15 protein-coding genes are annotated in these 9,080 nt (G+C 62.4%); 10 read left to right on the top strand and 5 right to left on the bottom strand.

Features of this window, described 5'->3' with window-relative positions; genetic code table 11:
• The first annotated feature begins 59 nt into the window (after positions 1-59).
• Positions 60-932, top strand: a complete 873-nt coding sequence (locus JQ621_RS35865) for a DUF5655 domain-containing protein (RefSeq protein ID WP_212234863.1) — start codon at positions 60-62, stop codon at positions 930-932.
• 215 nt (positions 933-1,147) lie between these two features.
• On the opposite strand, the gene JQ621_RS11890 is transcribed toward JQ621_RS35865, so the two are convergent.
• The gene (locus JQ621_RS11890; RefSeq protein WP_212234861.1) at positions 1,148-1,693 is read right to left on the bottom strand and encodes an HD domain-containing protein; all 546 of its coding nucleotides are present in this window, start codon (positions 1,691-1,693) and stop codon (positions 1,148-1,150) included.
• A gap of 25 nt (positions 1,694-1,718) precedes the next feature.
• A complete protein-coding gene (locus JQ621_RS11885) occupies positions 1,719-2,204 on the bottom strand; it encodes a DUF4262 domain-containing protein (RefSeq protein WP_212234859.1) in 486 nt (161 codons plus the stop codon).
• Between the two features lie 242 nt (positions 2,205-2,446).
• Here JQ621_RS11885 and JQ621_RS11880 point away from each other — a divergent pair, with 242 nt between their 5' ends.
• The 3 genes from JQ621_RS11880 to JQ621_RS11870 are packed head-to-tail and all read left to right on the top strand — an operon-like array spanning position 2,447 to position 3,552.
• Positions 2,447-2,734, top strand: coding sequence for a hypothetical protein (locus tag JQ621_RS11880; protein ID WP_212234857.1), 288 nt, complete (start codon positions 2,447-2,449; stop codon positions 2,732-2,734).
• Positions 2,731-3,024 (top strand): type II toxin-antitoxin system RelE/ParE family toxin, encoded by a 294-nt coding sequence (locus JQ621_RS11875; RefSeq protein ID WP_212234856.1) that lies wholly within the window; start codon positions 2,731-2,733, stop codon positions 3,022-3,024. The genes JQ621_RS11880 and JQ621_RS11875 overlap by 4 nt, the downstream gene beginning before the upstream one ends.
• Before the next feature lie 21 nt (positions 3,025-3,045).
• Positions 3,046-3,552, top strand: coding sequence for a mismatch-specific DNA-glycosylase (locus JQ621_RS11870; RefSeq protein WP_212234849.1), 507 nt, complete (start codon positions 3,046-3,048; stop codon positions 3,550-3,552).
• Positions 3,553-3,666: 114 nt separating this feature from the next.
• On the opposite strand, the gene JQ621_RS11865 is transcribed toward JQ621_RS11870, so the two are convergent.
• On the bottom strand, positions 3,667-4,104 hold the full coding sequence (locus JQ621_RS11865) for a VOC family protein (RefSeq protein ID WP_212234847.1): 438 nt from the start codon (positions 4,102-4,104) through the stop codon (positions 3,667-3,669).
• Positions 4,105-4,337: 233 nt separating this feature from the next.
• Here JQ621_RS11865 and JQ621_RS11860 point away from each other — a divergent pair, with 233 nt between their 5' ends.
• Together JQ621_RS11860 and JQ621_RS11855 are read left to right on the top strand one after the other, a co-directional pair.
• Positions 4,338-4,730 (top strand): hypothetical protein, encoded by a 393-nt coding sequence (locus JQ621_RS11860; RefSeq protein ID WP_212234845.1) that lies wholly within the window; start codon positions 4,338-4,340, stop codon positions 4,728-4,730.
• A 22-nt stretch (positions 4,731-4,752) separates the two neighbouring features.
• Positions 4,753-5,448, top strand: a complete 696-nt coding sequence (locus JQ621_RS11855) for a glutathione S-transferase family protein (RefSeq protein WP_212234843.1) — start codon at positions 4,753-4,755, stop codon at positions 5,446-5,448.
• A gap of 116 nt (positions 5,449-5,564) precedes the next feature.
• Here the strand turns inward: JQ621_RS11855 and JQ621_RS11850 are convergent, their stop codons facing one another.
• On the bottom strand, positions 5,565-5,999 hold the full coding sequence (locus JQ621_RS11850) for a hypothetical protein (RefSeq protein WP_212234842.1): 435 nt from the start codon (positions 5,997-5,999) through the stop codon (positions 5,565-5,567).
• 491 nt (positions 6,000-6,490) lie between these two features.
• Here JQ621_RS11850 and JQ621_RS11845 point away from each other — a divergent pair, with 491 nt between their 5' ends.
• The 4 genes from JQ621_RS11845 (at position 6,491) to JQ621_RS11830 (ending at position 8,488) form a co-directional block, all read left to right on the top strand.
• Positions 6,491-6,877, top strand: coding sequence for a RidA family protein (locus JQ621_RS11845; RefSeq protein WP_212234841.1), 387 nt, complete (start codon positions 6,491-6,493; stop codon positions 6,875-6,877).
• 132 nt (positions 6,878-7,009) lie between these two features.
• Complete coding sequence (locus JQ621_RS11840; RefSeq protein WP_212234839.1) at positions 7,010-7,270, top strand: hypothetical protein; 261 nt, start codon at positions 7,010-7,012, stop codon at positions 7,268-7,270.
• Between the two features lie 236 nt (positions 7,271-7,506).
• A complete protein-coding gene (locus JQ621_RS11835) occupies positions 7,507-7,758 on the top strand; it encodes a hypothetical protein (protein WP_212234837.1) in 252 nt (83 codons plus the stop codon).
• 91 nt (positions 7,759-7,849) lie between these two features.
• Complete coding sequence (locus JQ621_RS11830; RefSeq protein ID WP_212234835.1) at positions 7,850-8,488, top strand: hypothetical protein; 639 nt, start codon at positions 7,850-7,852, stop codon at positions 8,486-8,488.
• Positions 8,489-8,494: 6 nt separating this feature from the next.
• On the opposite strand, the gene JQ621_RS11825 is transcribed toward JQ621_RS11830, so the two are convergent.
• Positions 8,495-8,980, bottom strand: a complete 486-nt coding sequence (locus tag JQ621_RS11825) for a J domain-containing protein (RefSeq protein ID WP_212234833.1) — start codon at positions 8,978-8,980, stop codon at positions 8,495-8,497.
• Between the last annotated feature and the right edge of the window lie 100 nt (positions 8,981-9,080).

The following is a 9,080-nucleotide window of genomic DNA, read 5'->3' as shown; positions in this document are numbered from 1 at the left end:
TGGGCGGCTCTTCAACGCAAACGTTCTGGCAATGAGTTCGCGCGAAACGGAGGCCCCAAGTGATAGAATTTCAGCGCGCCGAGCGGCTATCGATCAAGGCTCACCCTGATCTTAACGAGAAATGGGTGCAGGAACTGATTGCTAACGATCCTTCCATTCAAGGCCTGGGAGATCTCGAACTCCGCCAAAAAGAACGTATCCAACCTCACGCTGGGCGACTCGATCTTTTGCTGCAAGATGCCGATACGAAGCGTAGATATGAGGTTGAAATTCAGCTTGGCGCTACCGACGAGACGCATATCATCCGAACAATAGAATATTGGGATATCGAACGAAAAAGGTATCCTCAGTACGATCATTGCGCCGTTCTGATTGCCGAGGATATTACAAGCCGCTTCCTGAATGTCATTTCGTTGTTCAACGGTACAATCCCTCTTATTGCGATCCAAATGCAAGCGCTGCGCGTTGCCGGTGCACTCACTTTGGTCTTCACCACCGTCATGAACGAGCTCTCACGTGGGCTCGTGGATGAAGACGAAGAGGCCGAAGCTTTTCCAACAGATCGTGCGTACTGGGAGTCTAAAGCTTCGAAGGCGATGGTAGCAATGGCCGACAAGCTATGCGAAATTGTTAAGCAGTTTGATCCCACGCTCGAGCTAAAGTTTAACAAGCATTATATTGGCCTTGGTCGCGATGGCTCCCCTTTTAACTTCCTGACCATCAGACCAAAAAGAGCGACGGTGACACTGGAAATAAAGCTACCACGTACGGATGACATCGATGCCAGGATTGAACAAGCCGGGCTTGAAACACTCGAATACAATACGCGGTGGGGCTATTACCGTTTACGATTGACGCCCGCTGATGTCACGGGAAAGATGGATGTGCTGCGCGAACTCATGCGATTGGCCTTCGATCGTCGATCCTCTTGAAGAGCACTTAGCTGCGCTGTCCCACCGCCTCCCCAACCAGTTCTGCCCGAACCTTCGTCTCGTCTTCGTCGGTACCGCCGCCAGCCCGTAGGGTGGGTTAGCGTAGCGTAACCCACCACTTAGATATCCTAACACTCTTCGGATGGCGGGTTACGCCTTGCGCCGGCGCGTGTTGAACGACCGCGCTTGTGAGCGGCTAACCCACCCTGCGCCGCTCAACTCAACGATGCCAATTCGCGCGCGAGATTGTCGCGGGCGCGGCGATCATATTTCGCGGCGAAGCCAGCATCAGGATAGATGACCGCACGAGCGGCAAACCGGCGCAGCACGACGGCGCGCCCCGCGCGATAGTCGGCGTCGCTGACGTGGATGAACTCCTGCCGGATGGCATCGGCGTAGGCGTCGTAGCGCGCCGGCTCCGCGCCCAGGATGCCGAGGTCGATCGAGATCAGCACGGCCCCAAGGCGATCATCCGCCGCGACGTCGTGCAATTTCGTCAGCCGGATCAGGCGACCGACCTCGTGACTGATACCGGCGCGCACATGCCGTTCGGCGAGCTCAGCGCTGAGCTCCTCGTTGTCCGATCGGGTCGGATCGTAGACGACGTCGTGCCACCAGATCGCTTCGGTCAGGATGTCGCGCTCGTGAGCGGAGAGGCCCGGGACCTGCACCAGCGCAGCGAGGCAGTCCTCGATATGCGCGAGGTTGTGATAATGGCGGCCAGGTGCCGCATAGGCGGCGGCCAATTCCTCGCGGGTCATCGTCGGGCCAGGTCGCAAGACGGCATCAGGAGATTGTCTTCTTCAACAACGGCTGGTCCCGTCTGACGTCGAGCGAGCATTCGGCCTCCCAGGGGAAATGACGATCAACGTCCTGCCAGACGATTTGGAGACAGGGGAATGCGATCCGCGATTTCCGGTAGAACCAGATCGCGGTGCCGAGATAATCAGGATAAGCTCCGAACGGTACCTGCCAGAAGCCGAGCTTGTAGCCGTTCTCCAGCAATTCGTCGGAGATGTCGCCATCGACGAATTTATGCCCCGCAGCAGCGCGATCGCGGACAAGGTTGAAGATGGCTTGCGCGTTCTGAGCGCTCTGGCCGAAGATGATGAGTTCGGGGTGGCCGTAGTTCAGATACAGACCGATGGAAAATGCAAACGGCGGATTGGCATCGGGTATGCCCGTGATATGGCAGCCATGGTTGCGGACGTTGCGCAAGATGACATTGTCGGCTTCGTGCTCGGGCTCAGGCCACTCGAACTGGTCTTGCATTCATCCCCCACGGCCTGCAGCGCACGGCACTTGCGGACGCCTCGCAATAACGACGGCAGATTCAGAGAAGAAGCAAGTCGATAGTCGCATCGGAAATGTCCAGTTCGTAGGGTGGATTAGCCGCAGGCGTAATCCACCACTTCTGCCGAAGCGAAGCAAAATTTGGTGGGTTGTGCTTCGCTAACCCACGAGAGGGTGCCGGCCACCTCGACAAATTCGTCCTGCGCGCCTATTTTAATGGCATGAACATCATTCGCCGCACGCTGGATATCGATGCCGACACCGACGCGCGTTTGCGCGAGATGGCTGACGAGCGCGGACAGGAAGTCGCCGCCGTGCTCGCGGAAGCCGTTGCGCTGCTCGATTCCGTGGTCGATATCGCCGGGCCTGACATTGCCGAGGATCGGCGGCGGCTGGATGAATTCAGAAACACCCGCGCCGCCGTGCCGCTCAACGACGTGAAGGACTGGGTCGCGAGCTGGGGTTCGGCGAAAGAGCTGCCACGCCCCGCGGCACGCAGGATCGGATGATCCTGCTTTCGCCCGACGCCGTTGAGGACGTCGAACGATTGCGCGTTTTTCTCGATCAACATAGCCCGGGCGCCGCGCAACGCGCGCTCGCGTCGATCTGGCGGGCGACCGAGCGGCTGCAGGAGTTTCCCAATCTGGGAATGCAGACCGACGATGCCGAGCTCCGCCAGATCGTGGTCCGCTTCGGCGCGTCCGGCTATATCGTGCGGTATGCCATCTTGACTGAAACGCAAGACATCCTGATCACGCGGATATGGCATGGCCGCGAAGCGCGCAAGACGGACGAGTGAGCGTAGCCATGGGCGATTGACTTGGCTGAACTCCACCGCCTCCCCGACCAGCTCCGCGAAAACCTCCGCCTCGTCTTCGTCGGCACCGCCGCCTCGACGCGCTCGGCCGAGCTCGGGCACTACTACGCCCATCCCGGCAACCGGTTCTGGCGCGCGCTTCATGAGGCCGGCATCACGCCGCGACGCTATCAGCCGGGCGAGTTCGCATCGCTGATCGAGCTCGGGATCGGCTTCACCGATCTGTCCAAGTCGGGCGCGGGAATGGATCACCAGATCGAGGCTGCGTCGATCGACGTATCAGGCTTCAGGGCCAAGATGAAAAAGTACCGGCCGAAGACGATTGCGTTCACCAGCAAGAAGGCGGCGAGCTTGTTTTACGGCAGGCCGTCAGCTGCGATTTCGCTGGGGCGACAGCCGCGCGATGAGAGCTTGCCGGAGGTGTTCGTGCTGCCGTCGCCATCGGGTGCCGCGTCGGGAAGTTGGACGCTGGAGCCGTGGCGGGAGCTGGCGGCGTGGATTGCTGCGTAGGGTGGGCAAAGGCGCGCTTGCGCCGTGCCCACCATCTTTTCCCGAGTCCGAAAGAAAGGTGGGCACGGCGCGCAAAGAGCGCGCCTTTGCCCACCCTACGGCACCGTCAGTTCCTCACCCCGCATGCGCCTTGTCCAGATCCGCAATCACGATCTTCCGCATCCCCATCATCGCCTGCATGACGCGGTTTGCCCTGGTGCGGTCGGGGTCGCCGAGATAGCGGCCGAGCGCTGATGGCACCACCTGCCAGGAGAGTCCAAACTTGTCCTTGAGCCAGCCGCAGCGGGATTCCGTGCCGCCGTCGGCGGTGAGGCGGTTCCAGAAATAGTCGACCTCGCCTTGCGTCTCCACGCTGATGAAGAACGACACCGCCTCGTTGAAGCGGTGCTGCGGCCCGCCGTTGAGCGCGTGGAAGCGCTGGCCCTCCAGCTCGAACATCGCCATGACATCGCTGACCATCTCGACCCTGGCGTTGGGGAACACCGAGACGTAGAAGCCGACGGCTTCCGGGACGTTGTTGTCGAACCAGAGAAACGGCGTAATCGAGGTCATATGCGCTATCCTTTCGTGTCGGTCCGGACGCGCGCACGCGCGCCGTCGCCCGAAGGACGGATACGCGGACGTTGATCCGACAGGCGGAATAACGGTTTTTTCGTCCCCATCCATCGAACGGGTGATACCTCCCATCCCGCCGGCCTGGCTATTGCAAGCGCGTCACGGCGGCGATACCACTTGGAGGCGAACAGCCGGGCCTCAACCGGCGCACTTGTCGAGGAAGCGCCGTCATGAGCGACGATCTCTCCGGTGTCTGGGACGGCACTTACATCCAGCCTGGCACGGGAATGGTCACGTTCACGGCGACGCTGGTCGAGGCCGGCGGTGCGCTCAGCGGCTGCGTCACCGAACCCTGCTCCAATCCGCGATGCCCGGTGCGAACCCACAACGCCTCGATCGCGGGCCATCGCGCCGGCAGCGTGGTGTCGTTCGTCAAACGCTACGACCCGCCGGGCTACGGCTTCGACATCGTCCACTATGACGGCATCATGAATGGAGAGGCCACCGAGATCGACGGGCGCTGGCGGCTGCCGGGCACATCAGGATCGTTCCTGATGATCCGCTCCGGCAAGCGCGCGCAGGCGGGCGCGACTGACAAACGGGCGAACCAACCGGCCCCATAGCCTGATTTTCTTGAGGTGCCACATGCTGACCCTCTATTCCTATCCGCAATTGTTCGGCGTCGCCGACAACAACGGCTATGGGCTGAAAGTCTACGCCTTCCTGAAACTGGCAGGCGTTCCGTTCGTGCACGAGCACGTGTTCGATGCCTCCACAGCACCACGCGGGCAGCTGCCTTATGTCGTCGATGACGGCGAGACCATCGGTGACAGCGAGACCATCATCGCACATGCGATCGCGAAATATCACCTGACCATCGACGCTGTGCTGTCACCGGCGCAGCGCCGCATCCATCACCTCGTCACGCGCATGCTTGATGATCTCTACTGGGTGATGTCCTATTCGCGCTGGAAGGACGAGCGCTACTATCCGGCGTTCCGCGACGGCTTCATCGCCCAGCATCCGCAGATCGACGCCGCCGGCTTCGAGAAGGCGAGGGCCTACAATGCGCAGCGCTATCACTACCAGGGCATCGGCCGCTACACGCCCGAGCAGGCCTATGCGCGCGGACTTGCCGATTTAGAGGTGCTGGCTGGAATCGTGCCCGCGAGCGGTTTCGTCGATGGCGAGCGGCCCACCAGCATCGATGCCGGCATCTACGGCTTCATCGCGAATATCCATTATTTCCCCATCACGACGCCGTTGAAGGCGTTCGTCGAGGCGCATGGCAATCTCGTCGCGCATTGCGAGCGGGTGCATGCGATGGTGAGCGGAAAGTAGCCACGCACGGGATCTCGTAAGGTGGGCAAAGCGAAGCGTGCCCACGATCAGTCTCCATCACGGGAGAACGTGGGCACGGCGCTTGCGCGCCTTTGCCCACCCTACAGCACCGTCTTCTACCGCATCGTGATCGCAAGCCCGCTCAGATCCGCGTTGGCCATCAGGCCGGTCTGGGTGCCCGACAGTTCGAGCACCGCGCCCTTCTGGTTGCTCAGCACGATGGCGCGGGCGCCGCGGCCGACGGCAAGGCCGGCGCCGGCAGCGCCATAGACGCCGGCGACGTCCGAGGGCCTGTTGATGTTGGAGACGCGGCCGCGCAGCACGGTCTTGGAGCCGCCGAAGACGAGGCCGTAATCGAGCCCGCCGGTCGAGAGCGCATAGGAGCGGCCGCGGAAGTTCAGAACGCCCGAGCCGCCGGAGCCGCCGATGATCCAGCCCGCCTTGTAGATCGTCAGCGTCACGGTGCCGCCATCGGCCATGGCCGGGGCCGAAAGGCCGGCAAAAGCGGCAATGGCGAGAAGCGCGGCGCGCAAGGTGGAAGCAATCTTCATGGGGCGTCTCCGGAAGCTATTTACTGGGAAGGACAAGCGAATCAGAGGCCGCAATTTATCCGATCGATCACGGCGGCAACATGATGGGGAGTGTGAGACCTTCCGCGAAGGCGGTGGCGGCCAGGCCCCCGGAAGGCCCCTCATTCTCCGTCATTGCGAGCGCAGCGAAGCAATCCAGGGTCTTTCCGCGGAGGGATTCTGGATTGCTTCGCTGCGCTCGCAATGACGGGTGGATGGATCCCGGGCTCTCACCGCCGGCGGAGCACGCGGGAGAAGCGAAGCAAGTCGCCCACCCTCCCGAGTACATCCACCATGCCATCATACCCCTGTTTTGCCCGACGGATCAACCCAAATTTCGCCGTTCCCGAAATCCGTTTTTGCCAATGATTTCTACTGTGCATGGGGTTGTTTTTCGCGTTTTCTGTTGGAGCACACCCCGCACACCGCTACGCTTCCCGTCAATTCCGCCACCGCCAGCCCCCGAGGCCCCCATGCCGATCCAGCATTTCGCGCCCCCGCCGCACGTCAAGGCGCCGCCGCTGTCCTTTGCCACCCGCGTCGGCGATTTGCTGTTCGTCTCCGGCATTCCCGGCTTCGACGCCCAGGGCGCGCTGCCTGATGGCTTCGAGGCGCAATTCGCCAATGTCGTCGTCAACATCAAGCGCGTGCTCGACGAAGCCGGCGCCACCACGCGCGACCTCGCCAAGGTCAACGTGCTCCTGACCCGCACGGCCGATGTTGCCGCCATGAACGCGCTCTATGCCGGTGCGTTCGGCCCGCCGCCCTATCCGGCACGCACCACCTGCGTGGTGCAGGCGCTGCCTGATCCAAAAATGCTGATCGAGATCGAGGCGGTCGCCTCGCTGGCGAAAGGCTAGTCAGGGTTCGTCAAGGGTGCTTGCGCAGGCATGCGCCTGACATATCCGTGAACAGCCCCGCTGCCGCTTGCAACACGCGCCGTTTTGACGCACGAGTTTGCTCTCTTTCACGTTCCCATCAGGAGATTGTCCATGCGTCGCGTTCTCGCCCTTTGTGCCGTTGCCGGCATTGCCAGTTCCTTGTTTGCCGTGCCCGCGTCAGCGAAGGTCGGCTATTACGTGATCCGCTGGGATAACACCGGCATCTGCCAGGTCTGGAACGAGGACCTGCACTACAAGCCGCTCCAGTGGGGCGTCTCGACCTACAAGGTCGTCAGCAAGTCGTTCCCGACCTTCACCCAGGCCTCCGAGCTCCAGATCAAGTTGCGCGGCGAGCGCCGCTGCACGCTCTGAGCCATCAGGCCAATCCGGATACCAAGCCAGCCATCGAGGGCGGGTTGCGCAAGCAGCCCGCCCTTTGGTTTTTGCGCGCCAATTTGCGCAATTTCCCGCGTTTGCGCTTTGAACCTGATCAGCACACGGAACTACTCACGTCTTGTCCGGGGCGCAGGCTGAGGAAGCGTCCCGCACCGCCCCTCCCGTCATTGTCGGGGGATGCATCACGTCTTTCAATTTGAGGAGCTGAATCCATGCGTCGTCTTTCCATGCTCTGCGCTGCCGCCGGTCTTGCAGCTGCCGCCTTCGTCGCCGCGAGCCCGGCCGAAGCCGGCTATCATCTGATCCGCTGGCAGGACAGCGGCTTCTGCCAGATCTGGGACGAGAGCATTCCGACCACGCCGTGGCCGGCCGGCTATCACCGCGCCAGCGCCTCGGTGCCGACCTTCATCGACGCACTCGCGATGAAGGATCAGGCGCTGAAGGCCGGTCACTGCAACTGGTAAAAATTCGATCGGCGGACGACAAGGGCCGGGCAAGGATGCGATGCCAGCATCCTTGCCCGGTCGTTTTTTGACCCGGAAAGGGAGAAGGTCGATGCGCGCACGGACCATGACAGCCGCGGCGCTGGCCGCAGCGCTCCTGCTCGGCGCAGCAGCACAGGCGCAAGCCCCGCAATCCTTCCGCGTGATCTCGCCGATCTTCGGCCAGCTCGTCGCTTTTGCGATGCCGTCGAATTTCGCTGTCGTGTTCGAGAACACCAAGGGCGGCCACTACATCCGTGAAGCGGTGCTCAAGGGCGAGACGCCCGAGCGCTGGACGCAGATGATCACCGTGACAGGCGAGAAGGGCATGACACTGACGCCCGCCAGCTCGCCTGAGATGTTCGCAGGCACGATCGCCAGCGGGTTCAGATCGGCCTGCCCCGACAGTTTTGCTGCGAGGCCATTGGGCGCGACGCATTTCGGCCGCTTCGAGGGGTTTGTCGCGGTGATCGGTTGCGGCCGCATCGACAGCGGCCCGACCCGGCACAGCGAAACCGCGCTGCTGATCACCCTGAAGGGCGCGAGCGACTACTACACCATCCAATGGGCCGAGCGCGGCCCCGAGAGCGACGAGCCGCCGGTCAACGACATCAGCTGGCAGGCGCGCCTGCGCGATCTGAGCCCGATCGATCTTTGTCCGATCATGCCGGGGGAAGCTGCGCCCTATCCGAGTTGCGTCGACAAGAGCTGAGCGCTCTCATGCGTCCTTGTGCGCGCGGGGATGAATCAGGACATCACGCGCGGCGGCAAGGTCGATGAAAGCTTCCGCGCTGCCGCCCCGGTCGGGATGCATGCCCTTGGCGGCGCGGCGATAGGCCTGGTTGATGTCGTCGCAGGTGAGCTGCACGGCGAGCGGAAGGCCGAGCATCTTGCGGGCGCGATCCTCGCTGGACAATTTCTTCGGTGCTGCGTTGCGGCGGCCGAAGCGCGGCGCGGTCAGAGCATGAACGACATCGAGGACCACGCCGAGACGGCGCCGGGCGGCGACCGTGACGCCGTGGTCGTCATTGTCTGCGGCCTGGCGCAGCACGGGCAGCGCCTGCTCGGCGGCCTGCCGCAACATCACGTCGGTGCTCATCCGCGCGATCTCGGCCACCAGCCGGCCGGCCTCGGCCCAATCGGCCGATCCCGCCGACCGCAGGCGCTCGAGCGCCATTTTCCAGGAGTCCAGTCGTTCCATCATGCGCGCAACGTTTAGCAACGCAGATGAGTATGCCAAGGCTGCCGTTTCCGACCCCTTAATTTCGCGTTAGCCTTTCATGAAACTTAGAAACGAATCCGGA

It is taken from the genome of Bradyrhizobium manausense (genome assembly GCF_018129685.1).
Lineage (GTDB): Bacteria > Pseudomonadota > Alphaproteobacteria > Rhizobiales > Xanthobacteraceae > Bradyrhizobium > Bradyrhizobium manausense_D.
This window is presented reverse-complemented; position numbering and strand designations above follow the sequence as displayed.

Bases quoted from the DNA above. Each gene is read 5' to 3' on its own strand.
- JQ621_RS11890 (WP_212234861.1), bottom strand. From the start codon at position 1,693: ATGACCCGCGAGGAATTGGCCGCCGCCTATGCGGCACCTGGCCGCCAT.
- JQ621_RS11885 (WP_212234859.1), bottom strand. From the start codon at position 2,204: ATGCAAGACCAGTTCGAGTGGCCTGAGCCCGAGCACGAAGCCGACAAT.
- JQ621_RS11880 (WP_212234857.1), top strand. From the start codon at position 2,447: ATGAACATCATTCGCCGCACGCTGGATATCGATGCCGACACCGACGCG.
- JQ621_RS11875 (WP_212234856.1), top strand. From the start codon at position 2,731: ATGATCCTGCTTTCGCCCGACGCCGTTGAGGACGTCGAACGATTGCGC.
- JQ621_RS11865 (WP_212234847.1), bottom strand. From the start codon at position 4,104: ATGACCTCGATTACGCCGTTTCTCTGGTTCGACAACAACGTCCCGGAA.
- JQ621_RS11860 (WP_212234845.1), top strand. From the start codon at position 4,338: ATGAGCGACGATCTCTCCGGTGTCTGGGACGGCACTTACATCCAGCCT.
- JQ621_RS11855 (WP_212234843.1), top strand. From the start codon at position 4,753: ATGCTGACCCTCTATTCCTATCCGCAATTGTTCGGCGTCGCCGACAAC.
- JQ621_RS11850 (WP_212234842.1), bottom strand. From the start codon at position 5,999: ATGAAGATTGCTTCCACCTTGCGCGCCGCGCTTCTCGCCATTGCCGCT.
- JQ621_RS11845 (WP_212234841.1), top strand. From the start codon at position 6,491: ATGCCGATCCAGCATTTCGCGCCCCCGCCGCACGTCAAGGCGCCGCCG.
- JQ621_RS11840 (WP_212234839.1), top strand. From the start codon at position 7,010: ATGCGTCGCGTTCTCGCCCTTTGTGCCGTTGCCGGCATTGCCAGTTCC.
- JQ621_RS11835 (WP_212234837.1), top strand. From the start codon at position 7,507: ATGCGTCGTCTTTCCATGCTCTGCGCTGCCGCCGGTCTTGCAGCTGCC.
- JQ621_RS11830 (WP_212234835.1), top strand. From the start codon at position 7,850: ATGCGCGCACGGACCATGACAGCCGCGGCGCTGGCCGCAGCGCTCCTG.
- JQ621_RS11825 (WP_212234833.1), bottom strand. From the start codon at position 8,980: ATGATGGAACGACTGGACTCCTGGAAAATGGCGCTCGAGCGCCTGCGG.